Raw genomic sequence first — 20,719 nt, forward strand, 5'->3', positions numbered from 1 at the left:
CGGGGTACCATCGCGGGCGAATGGACACGGTGGCATCAGCGGGCACGCAACCAGCCCGCACCCCGACGCCCCGTTGGCGGCGTGCCCTCCTCGGCGCGATCGTGGTCCTGGCCGTCGCCTCGGTCGGGTTCACGCTCCTGGGGTCGGACGGGGCCTCGGGGGTCATCGAGGACCGCGGCCTGCGGCTCGCCCAGGCGCTCCTGGCCGTGATCCTCGTCGCGGGCGTGCTGCGCAGCTGGCGCACCGGCGCGACGGCCGCGGAGCGCGGCGCCTGGCTGGCGATGTCGCTCGCCGCCTCCATCGTCTGCGCCGTCCTGATCGCCTTCGTCGTCGACCCGACCCTCGGCGGCCGGCTCCACGGGCCCCAGGTCACCACGATCGCCCAGATGCTCGTCGCGCCACTGGCGGTCTCCGGGCTGCTGGTCTTCGCGCCCCCGTTCGAGCACCGGGCGCAGGCCTACCGGGTCGTCATGGACGGCGCCGCGATCGCGAGCTCCACCGTCGTGCTCGGCTGGTACGTCGCGGTGCGGCCGCTGCGCGACGCCGTCGGCACCACCGACGTCACGACCGCCGCGGCGCTCTCCTACATCACCCTGGACGCCGTGGCGTTCGCGCTCGGGCTGCTCGCGGTCTCCCGCACCCCGTACGCGCTGCGGCGGATCGTGGCCGTCGCCACCGTCGGGCTGGCGCTGCTGCTCTTCGCCGACGTCACGCGGATCGTGCACGACCTGCCGGTGCAGAACGCCTCGAGCACCATGAGCGAGCTCGGCTGGATCGCGGCCCTCACGTGCTTCGCCGCCGCCTCGTGGATCCCGCGCAGCGCGCCGCGCGCCGACGGCGACGACGAGCCCGAGGGCTGGCCGTGGTGGCTGACGATGCCGTACACGTTCCTCATCCCGGTCGCCGCCGTGCTGCTGATCTCGGCCCAGCGTGGCGACACGGACGGCCCGATGGTCGTGGGCGCGGCGGCGATCATCATCGTCCTCGGCTTCCGCCACGTCTTCGCCGTTCGCGAGAACGAGGCGCTCACGGGCCGCCTGCGCCGCTCCGTGCACCAGCTCGAGTACCGCGCCGACCACGACGAGCTCACCGGGCTCCTCAACCGTCGCGGGCTCATCGACCGTCTGGACCACCTGCGCACCGAGCCCGGGGCCCCGGCCCGCCCGCTCGCCCTGCTGTTCATCGACATCGACCGCTTCAAGGGCATCAACGACACCCTCGGCCACGCCGTCGGCGACGCCGTCCTGCACGCGATCGGGGGTCGACTCCACGGGCTCCTGCAGCACGAGGACGGCCTGGCCGCGCGCTTCGCCGGCGACGAGTTCGTCCTGCTCTTCCCGGGGATGGACTCCGAGCACGACGCGCTGCGGATCGCCCAGGACGCGCTCGACGTCGTGGAGCGCCCGATCGAGCTGGCCGACGGCGGCGAGGTCGTCGTCACCGCCTCCGCCGGCGTCGCGATCACGAGCGAGCTCGGCGACGGCGAGACCATCGTCCGCGAGGCCGACCTCGCCATGTTCGAGGCCAAGTCCGGGGGACGCGCGCGCGTCGAGCTGTTCGAGGACGACCTGCGCGAGCGCAGCGAGGACCGCATGCGCATCGAGCAGGAGATGCGCCGCTCCCTGCAGGAGGGCACGCCGTTCGAGGTCCACCTCCAGCCGCTGGTGCTCCTGCACGAGCAGGACCGCCTGTGGGGCGCCGAGGCGCTCGTCCGCTGGCGCCACCCGACGCTGGGCATGATCCTCCCCGGCCGGTTCCTGTCCGTGGCCGAGGAGAGCGGCATGATCGTCCCCCTCGGCGAGGTCGTCCTGGCCGAGGCCTGCGCCGCGGCCGTCGCGGTCCCCGGACTGATCGTCTCGGTCAACCTCTCGCCGCGCCAGATCCACGACCCGATGCTGGTGGCCACGGTGCGCCACCAGCTCGAGACCCAGGGGCTGGCCCCGGGCCGCCTCTGCCTCGAGGTCACCGAGGACGTCCTCGTGGACGCGCGCACGATCTCCGTCCTCGAGGACCTGCAGGCCCTCGGCGTGCGCGTCGCGATCGACGACTTCGGCATCGGCGCCTCGTCCCTGCGCCAGCTCCGCCGGATCCCCGGAGCCATCGTCAAGATCGACCGCTCGTTCCTCGAGCGCATCGACGGCCCCAAGGGCGGCGACGACCGCGTCATGGTCAAGGCCCTCGTCTCCATCGCCGCGCAGCTCGAGCTCGAGGTCGTCGCGGAGGGCATCGAGCGCCAGTCCCAGCTCGAGATCGTCCGCGACCTCGGCGTCACCATCGGCCAGGGCTGGTTCCTCGGCCAGCCGCAGCGCTGCGCCGCGTTCGTGACGGAGCGCGGCGGCCGCCCGCTCGTCCGCCGCCGCCTCCGCTGAAGGAGTGGGTGCGGGCCCCGGCCCGTGCTTCTCGGGTGCGGAGCGCGCCGGACTGCGGCGAGGCACGGTCCACCCGCAAGGGGGGGCGGGCCCCGGCCCGTGCTTCTCGGGCGCGGGGCGCGCCGGACTGCGGCGAGGCACGGTCCACCCGCAAGGGGGGCGGGCCCCGGCCCGTGCTTCACGGGTGCGGAGCGCGCCGGACTACGGCGAGGCACGGTCCACCCGCAAGGGGTGCGGGCCCCGGCCCGTGCTTCTCGGGTGCGAGGCGCGTCGGGCGCCCGGGAACGACGAAGGGCGGCCCGTGGCCGCCCTTCGCTCAAGCTCGGGTGCCGGTCGCCTTCAGGCGCCGGCGGGGCCCTCAGGCGTCGAGGACGACCTTGTCCGCGTCGTCCGCCGGGCGCTCGCCGCGGGCGAAGGCCTGGTTCTCCTTGCGCTCGCCGGCGACCTGGGCCAGCGCGTACATGACCGGGAGGATCGCGAAGGTCGGGATGATCACGACCCAGAGGAGGAGCAGCCACACCGTGTAGGTGGTGGCCCCGGTGGTGGCGAGGAGGTTCATGACCCGTCCAGCATATCCGACCGGCTGACCTCATGGCACGCGGCGCGACCCTGCGGGTGGACCGTGCCTCGCCGGGGTCCGACGCGCTCCGCCCCGAGACGCACGGGCCGGGGCCCGCATCGTTCTCCCGCTCCTCCCCGGCCAACCCGACCGCGCTGGTAGGCTTTGAGGCCGTGATCTTCACGACCAAGGCCGAGTACGGCGTCCGGCTCATGGTGCGGCTCGGGCAGCTGCCGGGGGACGAGCCCGTCTCCCTGAAGTCCGTGGCCGAGACGGAGCGGCTCCCGCTGGCCTACCTCGAGCGGATCGTCGCGCTGCTGCGGCGGGCCGACCTCGTCACGAGCACCCGCGGCGCGCACGGCGGATACCGGCTCGCCCGTCCCGCGTCCGAGATCCGCATGGACGAGGTGATCCTGGCGCTCGAGGGCGCCGTCGCCCCGATGTCGTGCTTCGTCGACGACCGCGAGGGCGAGAAGGACCGCGTCCTCTGCTCGCACCTCGAGGACCACGGGACCGGGTGTGGCACCAAGCTGCTCTGGACCCGCGTGCAGGGCGGCGTGTTCCGTGCCCTGCAGCAGACGACGCTCGCCGAGCTCGTCGGCTTCCAGGCCCCGGGCCATCAGGCCCCGGAGCCCGTCCTGGCCCTGCGGCCCCCCGCCGCGGCCGTCTGACCCACCCGGGCCCCGCCGCCGGCCGTCCGTCGTGACCGCCGGGGGACGCCCACGGCGCGCCGCGTCGCCCGCCCAGCACCCCCTTCACCCAAACCCCTGACACACCGGAAGACCCATGGCTGACCTCGAGATCAAGAACCTCCACGCATCGGTCGGGGAGAAGCAGATCCTCAAGGGTCTGAACCTCACCGTGAACCGCGGCGAGATCCACGCGCTGATGGGCCCCAACGGCTCGGGCAAGTCGACGCTGGCCAACGTCATCATGGGCAACCCGCAGCTCGACGTCACCGAGGGCCAGATCATCTGGAAGGGCGAGGACATCACCGAGCTCGACCCGGACGTCCGGGCGCGCAAGGGCCTCTTCATGGCCTTCCAGTACCCCGTCGCCATCCCGGGCGTGACGATCGTGAAGTACCTGCGCATGGTCCTCAACGCGCACCGTGAGGAGCGCGGCGAGGCCGAGATCTCCCTCAAGGACTTCCGCAAGCTCGTGCAGTCCGAGATGGAGCGCACGAACGTGCCGAAGGAGTTCGGCTCGCGCTACCTCAACGACGGGTTCTCCGGCGGCGAGAAGAAGCGCCTCGAGATGCTGCAGCTCGCGCTCCAGCGTCCCGACGTCGCGATCCTCGACGAGACCGACTCCGGGCTGGACGTCGACGCCCTGAACACCGTCTCGCAGGCCGTGAACGCGATCCGGGCCGAGTCGCCGCTCGGGGCGCTCATCATCACGCACTACCAGCGGATCCTGCACCTCATCACGCCGGACCGCGTCTCCATCCTGGTCGACGGCCGGATCGTGAAGGAGGGCGGCCCCGAGCTCGTCACCCAGATCGAGGAGCACGGCTACAAGGCCATCCGCGCCGAGGCCGAGGCCGCCGGCGCCTCGACCGCCAACGTCGTCTGACGTCCCGCGGCGGGGCGCCGGACGCCGCCCCGCCGCCCCTTCCTGGGCGGCACCCGTCGCTGGCCGCTGGCGCACCCGCGACATGACCCGGTCCCGTGACGCGGGTCACGGCGCCGCGGGAGCCGCGGCGCGTGTCGCCGGGTGACCCGGCAGGATGCCCTGCGTGGCGACTGAGATGCACCTCTGGGAAGCCGTCCTCCTCGGCGCGATCGAGGGGTTCACGGAGTTCCTCCCCGTGTCGAGCACCGGACACCTGACGATCACGGAGAAGCTCATGGGCTACTCCATCGACGATCCGGACATCACCGCGTTCACCGCGATCATCCAGAGCGGCGCGGTGCTCGCCACCGTGATCTACCTGCGGGGCGACCTGATCTGCCTGCTGCGCGCGTTCTTCGCGGGGGTCGGATCGTCGAGCGCCCGCCGCGAGCGGGACTTCCGCTTCGCGCTCTTCGTCCTCGCCGGGTCCATCCCCATCGGCATCGTCGGGCTGACCTTCAAGGACGAGATCGAGACCACGCTGCGCAGTCTGTGGTTCGTGGGCGGCGCGCTCATCCTCTTCAGCGGGGTGATGTGGTGGGCCGACCGCGTCGGCACCCAACGCCGCCACGAGGGCGACATCACGCTGCGCGACACGATCACCATCGGCATCGCGCAGTGCCTCGCGCTCATCCCGGGCGTCTCGCGCTCGGGCGCGACGATGTCGACCGGCCTGCTGCTCGGCATCGACCGCGTCGCCGTCACGAAGCTCTCCTTCTTCCTCGCGATCCCCGCGCTCGTCGGCGCGACGATCCTCCAGACGGTCTCGGAGTTCGACAACATCGCCAACGGCGTGGGCTGGGCGCCGACGATCACGGCCACCGTGGTCTCGTTCGTCGTCGGCTACGCCGCGGTCGCGTGGCTCCTGAAGTTCATCGCCCACCACGGGCTGGGGATCTTCATCGCCTACCGGCTCGCCCTGGGCTCGCTCGTCCTCATCCTCGTCGCCACGAACACCATCTCCGCCACGTAGGGAGCCCCGCGGATGTCCGACCAGCCGCAAGAGGACGCGCCGCCCACGCCGACCCCGCAGGCCGCCCCCGTCAGCGCGGCGATCTACCGGCTGGCCCGGCTGCACCGGGTCCTGGCCGCGCAGCTCCTGCGAGACCTCGAGCTGCACCCGGGGCAGGAGGTGCTGCTCATGGAGCTCGACGGCGTGGACCATCGCTCCCAGTCCGACCTGGTGCGGACGCTCATGCTGGACCACTCCACGGTCGCGAAGTCGCTGCGCCGGCTCGAGATCGCGGGCTTCGTTTTCCGCCGGCCCTCCGGGACCGACCGCCGCTCCGTCGACGTCTCGTTGACGCCCCGCGGGGCGGCGCTGCTCGCGGACGTGCGCGCGGCGTGGGAGCGGCTGGAGCGCGAGACGGTGCGCGGGCTCTCGGCCGCGGAGCGCCACGCCGCGCTCCGGACGCTCGAGGGCCTCGAGGAGGCCGCCCGGAACGGTCTCGCTCTTCCCGGAGACGCCCGACCGGGAGGCCCGGACGGCGGCGCCTGACGGCGACCCGGGCCTGCGTGACGCGCCTCTCGGCCTTCTCCGTCCGCCGGAGTAGGATTTATCGGGATGTCCGACGTCGCCGCCCCCAGCACCGCCACCTCGCTCGACGTGCAGGCCGTGCGGGCGCAGTTCCCGTACCTCGAGCGTCCCGAGGGCATCGTGTACCTCGACTCGGGCGCGTCCGCGCAGAAGCCGCGCCCGGTGCTCGACGCGATGTACTCCTTCGCCGGGTTGCACTACGCCAACGTCCACCGCGGCGTGCACCGGCTCGCGATCGAGGCGGACACGGCCTACGACGCGGCCCGCCGCACGGTGGCCGCGTTCGTCGGCTCCACGGCGCGCGAGACGATCTTCGTCAAGAGCATCACCGAGGGCATCAACCTCGTCGCGCACACCTGGGCGGAGCAGCACGTGGGGGAGGGCGACGAGGTCGTCATCACCCACATGGAGCACCACGCCAACGTCGTGCCCTGGCAGCAGCTCTGCCTCCGCAAGGGCGCGACGCTGCGCTACCTCGAGCTCGACGAGGAGGGCCGCATCGACCTGGCGCAGCTCGACGGGTTCCTCGCCGCCGGCCGGGTCAAGCTCGTCGCCCTCGCGCACGTCTCGAACGTGTTGGGCACCCGCAACCCGGTGGCCGAGGTCGTCCGCCGGGCGCACGAGCACGACGCCCTCGTGCTCGTCGACGGCGCGCAGGCCGTCCCGCAGGAGCCCGTGGACGTCGCGGCGCTCGGCGCGGACTTCTACGGCTGGACCGGCCACAAGCTCTACGGCCCCACGGGCATCGGCGTGCTGCACGTGCGCCGCGAGCTGCTGGCCGACATGCCGCCGTTCCTGACGGGCGGCGACATGATCAACGTCGTCGACTTCCAGGAGACGACCTGGGCGACGGGCGTGCAGCGCTTCGAGGCGGGCACGCCGCCGATCGTGGAGGCCGTCGGGCTGGCCGCCGCGTGCGACTGGGTCGACGCGATCGGCGGGATCGCCGCCGTGCACGCCCACGAGGAGGCGATCACGGCCTACGCGCTCGAGCGCCTGGCGACGGTCGAGGGCCTGCGGGTCGTCGGTCCACGCGACGCGGCGGGCCGCGGCGCGCTCACCTCCTTCGCCTTCGCCGGCGCCCACCCGCACGACGTCGCCGAGATCCTGGCCCGCCGCGAGGTCTGCGTCCGCGCGGGCCAGCACTGCGCGGAGCCGCTGCACCGCGCGATGGGCATCCCCGCGACGACCCGCGCGAGCTACGCGGCCCACACGACCCGCGAGGAGATCGACGCCCTGGTCGACGCCCTCGGCGAGGTCGCGCGCATCTTCGCCTGAGCGGGCGGGTGCGGCGAGGCGCCCGCCCGCTACCGGCGCCGGGCTCCCCGGCGCCCGCCCGCCACCGGCGTCGGGCGCCCCGGCGCCCGACGGCCCGGTCCTAGCGCCAGCGGCGCAGCGCCGGGACGTCGATCTGGATCAGCTCGGTGTCGTCGGCCTTGCCCGGCTGACGGCCCGCGTCGTTCGGGAAGTTGTTGTCGTTGGCGACGAGCACCCGGCCGCCGCCCAGGTGCAGGGCGGACTCGACGGAGACGAACGGGAACTTGAACGGCTGGCCGAGCCCGTAGGTGCCCGGCAGCTCCTGCGTCACGCCAGGGTTGCGCAGGTTCAGCAGGTCGGCGACCTCGGTCTTGACGAGCGCGCCCGTCGCGTCCGTCTTGCGCAGGTCCACGACGTAGAGCTTCTTGATCTGCGCCTGCGGACCGCCGAAGTTGTCGCGCTCGAGCACGAGCAGACGGCGGTGGTCCAGCGCCTGGGCATCGGCGACGAACGTGTCGGGCCGCTCCGTCCGGTACGTCCAGGTGCGGCCGGTGTAGCGGCTGCGGCGGGCGTCGAACTCCTGCACGAGGTGCCGGGTCTGGTCGGCCTCGGTGGTGAGCGCCTTCTCCAGGATCGGCAGCAGCGTGCGGCCGCCCGGCATCGCGGCCATCGCCTCGTAGCCGCCGCTGGGCGGCAGGTTCGGCGTCTCGCCCGCGGCGAGCTCGTTGCTCTGGGGGCTCTTCACGCCGGGGAGCGGCACCGGCGCCTCGAGCACCTTGCCCGTGCGGTCGACGTGCAGCAGGTACGGGCCGAACTCCTCGCCGATCCAGAACGAGCCGCGGTCGCCGCGCTGGATCGACTCGACGTCGAAGTCGGCGCCGGTCAGCCGGCGGTCCTCGCGGGTGAGCGCGAAGGGCACCTTGCGGTCCGGGTCGCGCAGGGCGATCGTGTCGCGGACGGCGATCGTGCCGGCGCCGCCGCGGGCGGTGCGCCAGTCGGCCTTCACGCGGTGGATGGCGAGCAGGAAGTCGGCGGAGTTGCCCTTCGTGCCGAAGCCGTTGTCGGGCAGGCCGAGCACGGTGCCGTCGCGCTCGGTCAGGACGCCGGAGAAGCCGGGGATCGGCTGGCCGGGGAACGGCGGGGTGACGCCGTTGAGCGTCGTCGGGGCCAGCGCCGTGCCCGAGACCGGGCCGGGGAGGTAGGTCGTCGCCGACAGCGTGGCGCGCGCGAGCAGCGTCGGCGCGGCGGGCTGCGTGCCGGGGTGGCCGGGCTTGCCGGGGTGGCCGGGCTTGCCGGGCTTGCCGGGGTGGCCCGGCTTCCACGGGTGGTCGCCGTGGCCGTGGGCCTGGGCGCTCGCGGCCGGCAGGGCCAGCACGGACGCGGCGGCGAGGAGGGGGAGGGAGCGGAGGATGAGTCGGGGGGAGCGCATCGACCCGGAGCCTGCCGGGCGGGGGCGCCCGCCATGTCACCCCCGCGTGAAGTGCGCCGCGCGTCCGCCGCGTGTCCTCGGCGGCCGTCGTCCGCCCCTCGGCGTGCCGCTCGCACCCGCCGCCGGGCCGATGCCGCCCCGCGCGCCGGGAGCTCGGTCAGCCCGTGGTGACGGAGAAGCTGATCGGGTCGAGCTCGGTTCCGGCCCCGTAGAAGCCGGCGAAGGCGGGGGCGCCCGCCTCGGTGAGCGTGGCGGGGATCGCCGTCCACGTCACGGTGCTGTCCGTGGCCGTGCGGCTGCCCTTGGTCAGGTCGAGCTGCGCCAGCGCGACGTTGGGGTAGTCCACCACCCGCGCGGTGGCCGAGTCCTTGCTCGAGACGTCGGCGTGGAGCATCGCGACGGTGCCGTTGAACACCACGCGCGGGTTGCGCACCCAGAGCCGGAGCGCGGCGCTCTCGCCCGACCCGTGCTTCTCGAAGTAGACCTGGCCGCGGAACGCCACGTCGAGGGCGCCCGTGGCGCGGTCGACGGTGCCGGTGCCCGCGCCGAAGCCGAAGGTCCCGTCGGGCACGCGTGTGGCGCCGTCGGAGACCTCGATCTTGCCGGTGGCGCCGCCGGAGGCGCTGCCGACGTAGTTGCGGAACGAGGTCTTGACGCCCCACCCGGCCGTGCCCGCGACGACGCGGGGCGCCGGGCCGCCGGGGGCCGGGGCGGCCGGACCCGGGGCGGGAGCGCCCGGCGCGGGCGGGGCGCCGGGCTTCTGCAGCAGGGCGGTCAGGGACGTCGTGGCGAACGCGCCCGCCCGCAGGTCGCGCACCCCGAGCTCGCGGCGCAGGGTCCGCGCGGCCTTGGCGCTCAGGCGCCAGGTGACGTTGCGGCGGGTGGCCCGGCCGCTCGCCGCCGTGCCGGACAGGCCCGACGCCTTCAGCACGAACAGCGTCGAGGCGGCACCGCCGTCGACCCGGCCGGTGACGCGGGCGGACCGGCCGAGGCGGACCCGCAGACCGGTCAGCCGCACGGCGTCGTCGCGACCCTGGAGCTGCAGGCCGTCCGTCGCCCCGTGCTCGAGGACGGTGACCCGGCCGCGCTGTCCGCCGGTGACGGGCAGGACGAAGCGCGAGCCGCTGGCCCGTGCGTCGCCGAGCGAGCGCACGCGCACCCCCGCGCGGGCCAGGGTGCGGTACGCCGGGCCCGCGGGGCGCAGCGTCGTCGCCCCGCCGGTGACGACCGTCGGCGCGGCGGCCTGGGCGGCCGTCGCCGGCATGAGGAGGGCGAGCGTCCCTGCGGCGACGAGGGTCGTGCGGGCGCGGCGTGAACGGGTGCGGGTCATGGTGCTCCTCGGGGTCGGCGGCCCGGGGGCCGCGCGGTCTTCGGGCGCCCTAACGCAGGCGCCCGTCCAGGCTAGCCGAGCGGTCGCCCGGGTGCGTCGTCCAGGGCGCCGAGCCACCCCACGTGCAGGGCGGTACGGCCGGCGTCGTCCGTCCGCAGCGCCGCGTCCACGCGCCAGGTGGTCGCGAGGCGCTCCGTGCTCAGGACCTCGACGGGCGGGCCGGCCGCGACGGTGCGGCCGTCCTCGACGACGACGACCGTGTCGGCGATCGCGCACGCGAGCGCGAGGTCGTGGACGACGAGCAGGATGCCGAGGCCGTCGTCCGCGAGGGACCGCAGGAGGCGCGCCATCGTGGCGGTCGCGCCGAGGTCGAGCGCCGAGGTCGGCTCGTCCGCGATCAGGGCGGGGGCGCCCTGGGCCAGGCCCACGGCGAGCTGCACGCGCTGGAGCTCGCCGCCCGACAGCGTCACGAGCTGCCGCTCGGCCAGGTCGCCCGCCGCCGCGCGCTCGAGGGCGCGGTCGACGGCCGCGCGGTCGGCGGCCCCGGGGCGGCGCAGCGCTCCGACGTGGGCCGAGCGCCCGATCGTGACGGCCTCGTGGGCCGTGATGCCGGCGGGCACCTGCGGGCGCTGGGGGACGAAGGCGCGGATCCGTGCCAGGCGGCGGGCGCCGACGCGGCGCACGTCCGTGCCGTCCCACTCGGCGGTCCCCGCGGCGGGCCGCAGCAGGCCCGAGGCGGCGCGCACGATCGTCGACTTGCCGGCGCCGTTGGGGCCGACCACGGCCACGAGCTGCCCGCGGTGCAGGTCGAGGTCGGCGTGGCGGACGATCTCGGTGCCGCCGAGGCGCACGGCGAGGTTGCGCACGCGCAGGAGCGGGGCGCCGTCGACCGAGGAGCCCGTGCGGGCGGCGTCGTGGTCCCGGGCCATCACACGGCCTTCCGCAGCAGCCAGAGGAACAGGGGGACGCCGAGGACGACCATGAACGGGCCGACGGGCAGGTCGAGCGGCGCGGCGACGCGGCGGGCCGTGGTGTCCGCGACGAGCAGCAGGGCCGCGCCGGCGACGGCCGACGTCGGCACGACGAAGCGGTGGCTGGCCGTGCCGCCGGCGAGCCGCACGGCGTGGGGGACGACGAGGCCGAGGAACCCGAGCAGACCGGCGAGCGCGGCGGCCGCGGCGGCGAGCAGCGCCGCGACGCCCGCGGCGACCAGGCGGACGAGCCGCGGGCGGACGCCGAGCGACTGCGCGACGTCGTCGCCCAGGGCGAGCCGGTCGAGCGGGCGGATGAGGAACGCGGCGGCGACGAACCCGACCGCGAGGTACGGCCACACGTCCTGCAGCACGCGCCAGCCGTCGTAGCTCAGGTAGCCGGCGACGAAGAAGATCGCGGACGACACGCGGTCCGGGTACGCCGTCATGAGCGCGGTCGTGCCGGCGGTGAAGACCGCGGAGACCGCGATGCCGGCGAGGATCAGCCGAGCGATGCTCCCCCCGCCGCGGCCGGCCCAGGCGACGGTGAAGACGAGCGCGGTCGCCACGAGACCGAAGAACAGCGCGGAGAGCGGCACCAGGGCGATGGCGCCGGGTGCGGCGAGCAGCAGCAGCATCGCGCCGAAGCCCGCGCCGGCGGTCACGCCGACGACATCGGGGGACGCGAGCGGGTTGGCCAGCGCGCCCTGCAGCAGGGCGCCGGCGATGCCGAGGGCCGCGCCGACGAGGATCGCGGTGACGGTGCGGGGGATCCGCAGCCCGTTGATGATCTGGTCCGTGGCGCGGTCGACGCCGCCGCCCCCGACCACCGGCAAGGCGTCGAAGACGTCCCGGAGCGGGATCGTCGTCGAGCCGAGCGAGATCGAGGCCAGCGCGGCGATCACCAACACGACGGCCGCCGTGCCGAGCACGGCGGCCTGGCGGAGCGTCACCCGGAGCTCAGCGGTTCTTCAGCAGGTCGCGGCGGACCCACTCGATCACGGCGCCGGGGTTGTCCGACGCCTGCAGGAGGCGCTCGGAGTCCACGATGTGCAGCTGGCCGCTCTGCACGGCGCGGGTCGAGGCCCAGCCCGGACGGTTGGCGAAGGTGTCCTTGGCCTGCTGGATCTGGTCGTCGTTGCCGTGCGGCACGACGATGATGACGTCCGGGTCGCGGCGCAGGACCTCCTCGTCGCTCAGCGGCGCGAAGCTGCCCGGGGTGCCCTCGGCGAAGCCGGCGCGCAGGCCGGCGGTCACGAGCGTCCCCCCGGCGTAGCCGACGATGTCGCCGCCCCACGAGTTCGGGAGGAAGGCGGTGGTGTTCGTGCCGACGCCGAGGACCATCAGGACCTTCGGGCGCTTCGTGATGCCGGCACGTGCCTTCTTGATGCCGGCGTCGATCGCCTTCGTGATCTTGGCGGCCTTCGCGGTCTTGCCGAGCTTCTTGGCGATGCGTCGCACGGCGGGGGAGACGGTGTTGACCCGCAGCGGCTCCCAGCCGTCGATGACCTCGATCCGCTGGCTCCGGATCTTCGGCGTGCCGGTCCGCCAGTTCGGCGAGGAGAGGACGAGGTCCGGGTCCAGCCGGATCAGCGTCTCGATGTCCGGGCCGTTCGGGTGGCTCATCGGGAGCCGCCGGACGCCCTGCAGGCCGGGGGCGGCCCGCATCATGCTGCCCTTCTCGCCGACGGGGGCCGCCGCGATCGGCCGGACGCCCAGCCGTGCGGTGATGTTCGAGGTGAAGGGCGTGAGGGTCACGACGCTCTTCGGGGCCTTCGCGGCGTCGGCCGTCCCCGTCAGCGGTCCGCCGGCGAGTCCGAGCGCGACCGCGACGGCCACGAGCACGGCGGCGACGCCGCCGCGGGCGCGCTTGGCCAGCGCGACGGTCGCGGCGCGCAGCCCGCCGGCCTCGTCGAGCCGCTCGTCGTAGGCCACGCGGGCGGTCGCCTTGCCGCGCGGGGTCTCGACGCCGAGGTCCAGGCCGTAGCGGTCGGCGCGCACGCACTTCGCAGCGGTCGCGTCGCTGTAGCCCGCCAGGCTCTGCGCCATCGCCAGCAGGGCGTCGGCGTGGTCGGCGTTCAGGTGGTCGATCGCGCCGGCGGCCTTCGGCACGACGGGGTCGGGCGCGGCCGCTGCGTACTCCGCCGTGGTCACGCTGTCCATCCGGCCGAAGCCGCCGACCCAGCGCACCCGGTCGACGCGCAGCACCCAGGTGCGGAAGTCGCCGAAGCCGGCGAACAGGGCCGCCGGGGGGACCGCGGCGACGTAGGCCGCGCGCGCCTGCTCGGCGTCCTCGCCCTCGACCGCCTCGACGTGCCCGGCGAGCGAGACGCGGCCGCTGTCGAGCGGGTCCTTGCCGCGGGCGGGCGCCACGACGCTCAGGCTCGCGCGCCCGTCGCGCAGCAGGTTGCGCCCGTGCTCCGCCAGGGTGGAGACGACGAGCACCGGGCGGCCGTCGGGGAGGCTCGCGAACGCGACCATCGAGGCCCAGGGTCCGCCGTCGTCGCTGAGCGTGCCCAGCGTGCCGACCGTGGTGCCGGCGACGATCGTGCGGGCCTCCTCCGCGGCGGAGGGACGGGCGTCGCCCGCGACGGGGGTCGCGAGCGGACCGGGAACGGCGAAGACGTCCGCCGGGGCCTGGTGATCTGAAGGAGCGTCGAGCATTTCGGCGCGCACGCTACCACGTTAGGCGACCCGAAAGTTAGCGACCCCTAATTGCTACCGGGGGTCAAGGAACGGGCGTGGTGGTCGTGCCGCCGCCGGCCTGCGGATCCTCGAGCACGAGGCGCCCGTCGGGCAGGCGATACACGGTGCCGACAGCCGTGCCGGAGCCCTCCGCCCGACCGCCGTCGGGCGGCGTCGTGACGGTCCGCTCGGTGGACGTCTGTTGGGGCGTGTCGCGCTGGGCCTGCGAGGCCCCGAGGCTGAGCCCGGCGATGAGGAACGCGACCGCGAGGACGATGCCGATGTCGAAGAGGTTGACGAGGCCGTCGAGCGGATCGCCGCCGTCGGAGTCGGGTCCCGCCCGGCGCAGCCCGACGCGGCTCATGCCCCGGCCTGTGTCGCGTCCGGGGCGGGGGCGGCCGGGGCCGGCGCTGGTGCGCCGGCGAACGGCACGGGGTGGTGCGCGGCCGGCACGACGCCGGTGGTCTGCGCGGCGCCGGCCGCCGAGCCGACGGCCACCCCGGGCGTGCCGGCCGCGCCTCCGGCGTGGGCCGCGTGACCCGTGGTCGGATCGCTCGTGCCGGGCAGCCGGCCGGCGATCGCGCGCTCGAGCGCCGCCAGGTCCTCGGTGTAGACGCGCGTGCGGACGAGCGTGAGCGCGAAGGCGACCGTGCCGACGAGCAGCCCGATCACGGTCGCGGCGAAGGCGGTGCGGAGGTCGGCGGCGAGCGCGCCGATGTCGCCGCGGCCGAGCGCCTCGAGTCCGGGGGCGAGCGGGATCAGGGTGCCCATCAGGCCGAGCGCGGGGGCGGCGCGGACGAGCAGGCGCGTGCCGTCCAGGCGCCGCTGCACGCCGAGCTCGTACTCCGTCAGGGCGTCCTCGACGCGCTTGGCGTCGCCCGTGCCGACGGCGAAGCCGAGCGCCTCGACCGCGCGGCTGGCCAGCGCTGTCGGGGCCGTGCGGGCCAGGGCGGCCGCCCGGTGCGGCTCGGCGACGGCCTCGCGGGCGACCGCCCATAGCGGCATGCGGCCGGGTCGGTGGCGCCGCCAGAGCTCCGTGACGGCGCGTCCCAGCTCGAGCGCGAGGACGAGCAGCAGCACGAGGGCCGCGACGTGCACGGGGATCTCGAGCACGGAGGCGACCCCGGAGAGCGCGTCGGCGACGAAGCCCTCGGCCAGCGGGGTCACGAGACGATCCTCTTCGGGCGGCGCCGCTCGAGCTGGGTGCCGACGAGGATCAGCGCGACGATCAGCCCGCCGAGCACCGCGGCGCCGCGGTCCCCGGCGTCACCGCCCCCGGCGTCGAGGCCCGGGGGGCTCGCCGCTGCGGCGGCGCGGGCGCCGACGACCACGCCGTTGACCTGCTTCGTCGCGGTGTCGGCCGCGGTGTCGTCGTCCTGCTCGTCGCCGTCCCCGCCCGCCGCGGCGACGGTGTCGTCGGCCGGCTTCGGCGGGGTGGGGGCGGGAGTGGGGGTGGGTGCAGGAGTGGAGGGGGCCGGCGTGGAGGGGGCGGGGCTGCTCGGGATGCCCGAGGTCGGCGTTCCGCCGTCGTCGGGCGCGGGCGGTGCGGTGTCGTCGGTGGGGTCGTTGCTCGAGGGGTTCCCGTCGGGCTTGCCGTCGTCGCCCGGGTTGACCTGCGACCCCTTCCCGGGCTGTCCGTCGCCATCGTCGTCCGAGACGGCGGGGTTCTTCTGCGGCGGGCCGCCCCTGCGGCTCACACGGTTCGACTCGCCGCGGACGAGCGGCTTCGCGACGGTGAGGCTGGAGGCGTTGAACCCGGGGAGGATCTGGGCGGTGGTGAGCGTGTCACCGAACCCGCCGTCCTCGGCGTTCTGCTGCCTCGAGAGGTAGGTCGCCGTGGAGACCCCGGTGCTGCCGGCGGCGTCACGCGCCTGACTCCCCACGGCCTTCAGACCGAGCATCGCCCAGGCGGTGGCCAACGGCTCGGACGATGCGGGTCTGGCTCCACCCAAGCCGCCGTCGTCGTTCACGGCCGAGAGGAGGTAGCTCTGCGCCTGGGAGTTCCGGATGTCGGCGGAGTCGACCGCCATCAGGGCCGTGACGGCCATCCCGGTCGTGCCCGGGCGGGGGGCCGCGCCGGAGGTGGCCCCCCAACCCCGTTGGAAGAACGCGCCCTTGAGCCACTTGGCCGTGTCCTGGGCCGCGGCGCTGTTGACGCGGTCACCGAGGAACGCCAGCGTCGCGAGGGCGGTGGCCTGCGTGGTCGGCCTGCCGCCCGGGCGCTCCGCGACCCCGCCGGTGCCCCCCTGCCGCTCCTTCAACTTGCTTCCCGCTCCCACCGCGAGATCGGGGTTCCCGATGGCCTGCATCACGAGCATGAACGCGGCGAGGTCGCTGCTGTCCTGCAGCTTGTCCTGGAACCCGGTGCGGGTGAGGTAGTCGAAGGCCGAGCTGTTCGTCCTGGGCTGGTCGGCCGGATGGATGCGGAGGGACACCATCGCCAGGGCCGCCCAGACGGAGGTCTTGGGGTCGGACGGGTCGCCGGGCTGCTGGCCGAAGCCGCCGTCGCGGTTCTGGGCGTGCTGCAGGCGGCGGAGGGCCCGTTCGACCGGGCCGGCCTTCTCTGCGGCGGTGGCCACGGCCGGCGCCAGGGCGGGAACGGGGGCGGTGGGTCCCGGGAGCCCGACCGAGGCAGCAGCGCTCACCGCCACGACGACCGCTAGGCGTTTGGGGACCCTAACCACGAGGCGTCGGAAGGTAGCAGAGGGCCGGCTTCCGCCGGCCGTCGCCCCGCGGGGGCGTGCGTCGCCTGTCGTGGGGGGAACGGTGTCCCCACGTGCCACCATGGGAGGAGTCATGGACGAGCTCTACCGCGAGAATATCCTCGATCATTACAAGCGCCCGCGGAACTGGGGCACCTTGGATCCCGCGGACCTCGAGTTCGAGGACAAGAACCCGTCCTGCGGCGACCAGCTGAAGGTGATGCTGCGCGTCGGGGACGACGGCCGGGTCACCGACGTCCGCTTCGACGGGCACGGGTGCGCCATCAGCCAGTCGTCGGCGTCGATGGCCTCCGAGGAGCTCGTCGGCATGAGCGTCGACGAGCTGCGCCGGCTGGATCAGGACTTCATCCTCGACCTCCTCGGCATCGACATCTCGGCCACGCGCATCAAGTGCGCGCTGCTGTCGCTGAAGATCATCAAGTCCGCCGCCCTCGGGGCCGCCGTGGACTGGGAGGACGAGTCCGAGGCCGTCCCGCCCCCCGGGGGAACGGGCCCCGCCGCCGGGTTCTGAGCCGCGTCGCCCTCCGGGGCGACGGACGAATTCCCGACCTAAAGTCGAAAAACGGGTCGGTTTTAGTAGTTTTAGAGTCGTGAGCCTCGCGACCGATCTGCACCAGCACGCGTGGCCCGAGTCGTTCCTCGCCGCCCTGTCGGCGCGCACGGACGGCCCGCGGACCCGCCGAGACGCCGATGGGGGCTGGAGCCTCCTGCTCCCCGGCGAGCCGGCGTGCACGCTGGGCGAGGCCGAGATCGACCTGCACCGCCGGGCCGGGGGCCTCGTCGCCGCCGGGCTCGACCGCGCCCTCCTCGTCCCGCCGCTGGCCATCGGCATCGACGGGCTGCCCGCGGACGAGGCCCGCGCGCTCCTGGCGACCTGGCAGGACGGGGTTCGCGTCCAGGGCGGACCGTTCGGCGTGTGGGCGGCCGTCGCCGCCCGCGACCCGCGTCCGTCCGACCTGCGCGCGGCGCTGCGCCGCGGGGCGGTGGGCCTCGCGGTGCCGGCCGCCGCGCTCGCCGACGCCGACGCGCTCGAGCACTACGGCCCCGTCCTGGAGGAGCTGGCCCGCGCGGACCGGCCCCTCTTCGTGCACCCCGGCGCCCCCGCCGGCGGCGCGGCGACCGGACGCCGCGACGACGCACCGTGGTGGCCGGCCATCGGCGACTACACGGGGCAGCTCCTGCGGGCGTGGGCGACGTGGCTCGACCGCGGTCACCGCCAGCACCCCACGCTGCGCGTCGCGTTCGCGGCCCTCGCGGGCGGCGGCGCGCTCATGCTCGAGCGGCTCGCGGCCCGCGGCGGCCCCGTCGACCTGGCGCGCTCCGCGTTCGTCTCGTACGAGACGTCGTCCTTCGGCGCCCGCACCCTCGCGGCCGCGGCGGACGCGGTCGGTGCCGATCGGCTCGTCTTCGGCAGCGACCGCCCCGTCGTCGCGCCGGTGGAGGGGCACGTGCCGCAGGTCCCGGGGCTCGACCCCGTGCGCCTGAGCACGGTGGCCGCCGCACGACTGCTGGGCGAGCCCCTGGGGGCCGCCCCGGCGCCGGGCGCGCTGCCCGCAGTCGCGCCCGCCCCGGCGGTGGTGGGCGAGGCGCTCTCCGGCGCCGTCGCCACGGGCTCGTCGGACGCGACGCCGGCCCCCGTGAACGCGGCGGTGGCGGCATGAGCACGGTCATCCGCACCGCCGAGGAGCTCGAGGGCGACTACCCCGTCGCCTCCGGCACACGCAGCCCCGCCGAGCTCCTCGCCCTCGCCCGGGAGATCGCGGCGGACCCGGCACGCTGGGAGCACGCGGTGCGCCACGACCCGCACACCCGCACCTACGCGCTCCTGCACGAGGACGACGACGTCACGGTCTGGCTGCTCTGCTGGAGCCCCGGGCACGACACCGGCTTCCACGACCACGACGTCTCGAGCGCCGGCGTCGCCGTCGCCCGCGGGGCCATCGTCGACGAGCGGCTCACGCTCCATGGCGCGCCCATCGCGCGCCGCCTGGACGGCGAGACGGGCGCGACGATCGAGCCGACCGAGATCCATCGGATGCGCCACCCCGGCGGGGAGCCCGCGGTCTCCGTCCACGCCTACTCGCCCCCGCTGGTGCGGACGGGCGCGTACGAGATCGCCGCGGACGGCCGGCTGCTGCGCCACGCGCAGCCCGGCGAGGACGCGCTCGTCCCCCCCCGGCGGCTGAGGGACCCGGCTCCGTCGGTCGTCGGCCGGCCTGCCGGCCGTCGGGCAGATGTCGCGCGGGCGGGGCGACCGGAGCCCCGTCACACGCGGGGAACTTAGGGCGCCCTATTTGAAGTCCCTTCAATCCAGGGACGAAATCGGGACGCGGGCGCGATACAATTCCGTCCAACGGCATCGGACATACCGCTCGGGCGGCAGGATCGCCCGCGGCGACCGGTGCAACGTTGCCTCCTCGCAAGTCTTCCCTGTGCCGCTGATCGACGTCTGCCCGCTCTCCGCCCTCCCCGTGGGGGCCCGCGTGACGCTCGAGCACGACGACGTCGAGATCGTCGTCGTCAACTGCGCGGGCGAGATCCTGGCGATGGAGGACCGCTGCAGCCACGACGACGGTGACCTCTCCGAGGGCACCCTCGACGCGGAGGCCTGCACGATCGAGTGCCCGCGCCACGGCGCGCTGTTCGACCTGCGCACGGGTCGTCCGAAGACCCTTCCGGCCTATCAGCCGGTCGACACCTTTCCCGTCGTCGTCGACGGGGACACCATCAAGTTGGAGATGGACTGAGAATGCCCACGCCCCCTGACACCAGCGGCTCCCTCCTCAACGAGGAGGAGTCCTCGCTCGTCGACCTCAACGCGGACTACACCGCGAAGTACGGCTTCCACGACGCCGAGAACTACCTGTTCAAGGCGCCGAAGGGCATCAACCGCGAGATCGTCGAGAAGATCTCGGAGTTCAAGCAGGAGCCGCAGTGGATGCGCGACTTCCGCCTGAAGGCCCTGGACTACTTCTTCGCCCGCGAGCAGCCGACGTGGGGCAGCCCGATGCTGGCCGAGGTCGACTACGACGACATCCACTACTTCGTCCGCGCCTCGGAGCGCTCCGAGCGCTCCTGGGACGACGTCCCGGAGGACGTGAAGAACACGTTCGACCGCTTGGGCATCCCGGAGGCCGAGCGCAAGTTCCTCTCCGGCGTCGGCGCGCAGTACGAGTCCGAGGTCGTCTACCACCAGGTGAACGAGGAGCTCGAAAAGCAGGGCGTCATCTTCACCGACATGGACACGGCGCTCCGTGAGCACGAGGACCTCGTGCGCAAGTACTTCGCCACGGTGATCCCGCCGAACGACAACAAGCTCGCCGCGCTCAACAGCGCCGTGTGGTCGGGCGGCTCCTTCGTCTACGTGCCGCCGGGCGTGCACGTCGAAATGCCCCTGCAGGCCTACTTCCGCATCAACACGGAGAACATGGGCCAGTTCGAGCGGACGATCATCTTCGCCGACGAGGGCTCCTACGTGCACTACGTCGAGGGCTGCACCGCCCCGACGTACTCCAGCTCGTCGCTGCACTCCGCGGTCGTCGAGCTGATCGCGAAGCCGGGTGCCCGCATCCGCTACACGACCGTGCAGAACTGGTCCAACAACGTCTTCAACCTCGTGACGAAGCGCGCCGTGGCCGAAGAGAACGCCACGGTGGAGTGGGTCGACTGCAACCTCGGGTCGAAGCTGACGATGAAGTACCCGGCCGTCTACCTGATGGGCGAGGGCGCGCACGGCGAGGTCCTCTCCATCGCCTTCGCCGGCAAGGGCCAGCACCAGGACGCGGGCGCGAAGATCGTCCACGCGGCGCCGAACACGACGTCGAACATCTTCGCCAAGTCGATCTCGAAGGACGGCGGGCGCTCGAGCTACCGCGGGCTGCTCGAGGTCGGCAAGGGCGCGATCGGCTCGAAGTCGAAGGTCGTCTGCGACGCCCTCCTGCTCGACGACAAGTCGCGCACGGACACCTGGCCCACGATCCGCATCGACGAGGACCAGGTCGACATCGGCCACGAGGCGACCGTCTCGAAGGTCGGCGACGAGCAGCTCTTCTACCTCCAGTCCCACGGGATCGATGAGGAGGAGGCCGCGAAGCTCATCGTCAACGGCTTCATCGAGCCGATCGTCAAGGAGCTCCCGATGGAGTACGCGGTCGAGATGAACCGCCTCATCGAGCTGCAGATGGAGGGGTCGATCGGCTAGGCCGTCGCCTCCGGGCACCGCCTGGTGTCCGGAGGCCCCCGCCG

20 protein-coding genes and 1 pseudogene are annotated in these 20,719 nt (G+C 74.3%); 11 read left to right on the forward strand and 10 right to left on the reverse strand.

The window, feature by feature from the left end; all coding sequences use genetic code 11:
- Nucleotides 1–20: 20 nt before the first annotated feature.
- Nucleotides 21–2,369 carry a putative bifunctional diguanylate cyclase/phosphodiesterase gene (locus tag F593_RS28575; protein WP_022929617.1) on the forward strand — a complete coding sequence of 783 codons (2,349 nt, stop codon included), beginning with the start codon at nucleotides 21–23 and terminating at the stop codon, nucleotides 2,367–2,369.
- A 358-nt stretch (nucleotides 2,370–2,727) separates the two neighbouring features.
- On the opposite strand, the gene F593_RS0115250 is transcribed toward F593_RS28575, so the two are convergent.
- Nucleotides 2,728–2,928 carry a hypothetical protein gene (locus F593_RS0115250; RefSeq protein ID WP_022929618.1) on the reverse strand — a complete coding sequence of 67 codons (201 nt, stop codon included), beginning with the start codon at nucleotides 2,926–2,928 and terminating at the stop codon, nucleotides 2,728–2,730.
- Between the two features lie 173 nt (nucleotides 2,929–3,101).
- Between F593_RS0115250 and F593_RS0115255 the strand changes: the two genes are divergently transcribed.
- The 5 genes from F593_RS0115255 to F593_RS0115275 all read left to right on the forward strand — a co-directional run bounded on the left by F593_RS0115255 (nucleotide 3,102) and on the right by F593_RS0115275 (nucleotide 7,357).
- Nucleotides 3,102–3,599 carry an RrF2 family transcriptional regulator gene (locus F593_RS0115255; protein WP_028721717.1) on the forward strand — a complete coding sequence of 166 codons (498 nt, stop codon included), beginning with the start codon at nucleotides 3,102–3,104 and terminating at the stop codon, nucleotides 3,597–3,599.
- 115 nt (nucleotides 3,600–3,714) lie between these two features.
- Entirely contained in the window at nucleotides 3,715–4,503 is a 789-nt protein-coding gene (sufC, locus tag F593_RS0115260) for a Fe-S cluster assembly ATPase SufC (RefSeq protein ID WP_022929620.1), read from the forward strand.
- A 175-nt stretch (nucleotides 4,504–4,678) separates the two neighbouring features.
- Entirely contained in the window at nucleotides 4,679–5,515 is an 837-nt protein-coding gene (locus F593_RS0115265; protein WP_022929621.1) for an undecaprenyl-diphosphate phosphatase, read from the forward strand.
- Nucleotides 5,516–5,527: 12 nt separating this feature from the next.
- The gene (locus F593_RS25735) at nucleotides 5,528–6,040 is read left to right on the forward strand and encodes a MarR family winged helix-turn-helix transcriptional regulator (RefSeq protein ID WP_022929622.1); all 513 of its coding nucleotides are present in this window, start codon (nucleotides 5,528–5,530) and stop codon (nucleotides 6,038–6,040) included.
- Between the two features lie 66 nt (nucleotides 6,041–6,106).
- Nucleotides 6,107–7,357 (forward strand): aminotransferase class V-fold PLP-dependent enzyme, encoded by a 1,251-nt coding sequence (locus F593_RS0115275; RefSeq protein ID WP_022929623.1) that lies wholly within the window; start codon nucleotides 6,107–6,109, stop codon nucleotides 7,355–7,357.
- Nucleotides 7,358–7,457: 100 nt separating this feature from the next.
- Here F593_RS0115275 and F593_RS25740 read toward each other — a convergent pair whose 3' ends face one another.
- From F593_RS25740 to F593_RS0115315, 9 genes and pseudogenes are all read right to left on the reverse strand, one after another.
- Complete coding sequence (locus F593_RS25740; protein WP_022929624.1) at nucleotides 7,458–8,765, reverse strand: esterase-like activity of phytase family protein; 1,308 nt, start codon at nucleotides 8,763–8,765, stop codon at nucleotides 7,458–7,460.
- A 157-nt stretch (nucleotides 8,766–8,922) separates the two neighbouring features.
- Complete coding sequence (locus tag F593_RS28580; RefSeq protein ID WP_022929625.1) at nucleotides 8,923–10,095, reverse strand: HtaA domain-containing protein; 1,173 nt, start codon at nucleotides 10,093–10,095, stop codon at nucleotides 8,923–8,925.
- Between the two features lie 71 nt (nucleotides 10,096–10,166).
- Nucleotides 10,167–11,024 carry an ABC transporter ATP-binding protein gene (locus tag F593_RS25750; RefSeq protein ID WP_022929626.1) on the reverse strand — a complete coding sequence of 286 codons (858 nt, stop codon included), beginning with the start codon at nucleotides 11,022–11,024 and terminating at the stop codon, nucleotides 10,167–10,169.
- Nucleotides 11,024–12,019, reverse strand: coding sequence for a FecCD family ABC transporter permease (locus tag F593_RS0115295; RefSeq protein ID WP_022929627.1), 996 nt, complete (start codon nucleotides 12,017–12,019; stop codon nucleotides 11,024–11,026). The genes F593_RS25750 and F593_RS0115295 overlap by 1 nt, the downstream gene beginning before the upstream one ends.
- Before the next feature lie 7 nt (nucleotides 12,020–12,026).
- Nucleotides 12,027–12,911, reverse strand: coding sequence for an ABC transporter substrate-binding protein (locus F593_RS31225; RefSeq protein WP_342672897.1), 885 nt, complete (start codon nucleotides 12,909–12,911; stop codon nucleotides 12,027–12,029).
- A 15-nt stretch (nucleotides 12,912–12,926) separates the two neighbouring features.
- Nucleotides 12,927–13,730, reverse strand: a pseudogene (locus tag F593_RS31230) (HugZ family pyridoxamine 5'-phosphate oxidase); the annotation flags it as partial.
- A gap of 64 nt (nucleotides 13,731–13,794) precedes the next feature.
- Nucleotides 13,795–14,115: a DUF2149 domain-containing protein gene (locus F593_RS0115305; protein WP_022929629.1), complete on the reverse strand. Its 321-nt coding sequence runs from the start codon at nucleotides 14,113–14,115 to the stop codon at nucleotides 13,795–13,797.
- Nucleotides 14,112–14,918 carry a MotA/TolQ/ExbB proton channel family protein gene (locus tag F593_RS25760; protein WP_022929630.1) on the reverse strand — a complete coding sequence of 269 codons (807 nt, stop codon included), beginning with the start codon at nucleotides 14,916–14,918 and terminating at the stop codon, nucleotides 14,112–14,114. Before F593_RS25760 ends, F593_RS0115305 begins: the two co-directional genes overlap by 4 nt.
- The gene (locus F593_RS0115315; protein ID WP_169449203.1) at nucleotides 14,915–16,330 is read right to left on the reverse strand and encodes a prenyltransferase/squalene oxidase repeat-containing protein; all 1,416 of its coding nucleotides are present in this window, start codon (nucleotides 16,328–16,330) and stop codon (nucleotides 14,915–14,917) included. The genes F593_RS25760 and F593_RS0115315 overlap by 4 nt, the downstream gene beginning before the upstream one ends.
- 217 nt (nucleotides 16,331–16,547) lie before the next feature.
- Between F593_RS0115315 and F593_RS0115320 the strand changes: the two genes are divergently transcribed.
- The 5 genes from F593_RS0115320 to sufB all read left to right on the forward strand — a co-directional run bounded on the left by F593_RS0115320 (nucleotide 16,548) and on the right by sufB (nucleotide 20,675).
- Nucleotides 16,548–16,985 (forward strand): iron-sulfur cluster assembly scaffold protein, encoded by a 438-nt coding sequence (locus F593_RS0115320; protein ID WP_022929632.1) that lies wholly within the window; start codon nucleotides 16,548–16,550, stop codon nucleotides 16,983–16,985.
- A gap of 79 nt (nucleotides 16,986–17,064) precedes the next feature.
- Nucleotides 17,065–18,135: an amidohydrolase family protein gene (locus tag F593_RS25765; protein ID WP_022929633.1), complete on the forward strand. Its 1,071-nt coding sequence runs from the start codon at nucleotides 17,065–17,067 to the stop codon at nucleotides 18,133–18,135.
- A complete protein-coding gene (locus F593_RS25770; protein WP_022929634.1) occupies nucleotides 18,132–18,758 on the forward strand; it encodes a cysteine dioxygenase in 627 nt (208 codons plus the stop codon). The genes F593_RS25765 and F593_RS25770 overlap by 4 nt, the downstream gene beginning before the upstream one ends.
- A 148-nt stretch (nucleotides 18,759–18,906) precedes the next feature.
- On the forward strand, nucleotides 18,907–19,221 hold the full coding sequence (locus tag F593_RS0115335; RefSeq protein ID WP_022929635.1) for a Rieske (2Fe-2S) protein: 315 nt from the start codon (nucleotides 18,907–18,909) through the stop codon (nucleotides 19,219–19,221).
- A 2-nt stretch (nucleotides 19,222–19,223) separates the two neighbouring features.
- Nucleotides 19,224–20,675: a Fe-S cluster assembly protein SufB gene (gene sufB / locus F593_RS0115340; RefSeq protein WP_022929636.1), complete on the forward strand. Its 1,452-nt coding sequence runs from the start codon at nucleotides 19,224–19,226 to the stop codon at nucleotides 20,673–20,675.
- Nucleotides 20,676–20,719 lie beyond the last annotated feature (44 nt).

Origin of the sequence: Patulibacter americanus DSM 16676 (assembly GCF_000420025.1) — a bacterium.
Lineage (GTDB): Bacteria > Actinomycetota > Thermoleophilia > Solirubrobacterales > Solirubrobacteraceae > Patulibacter > Patulibacter americanus.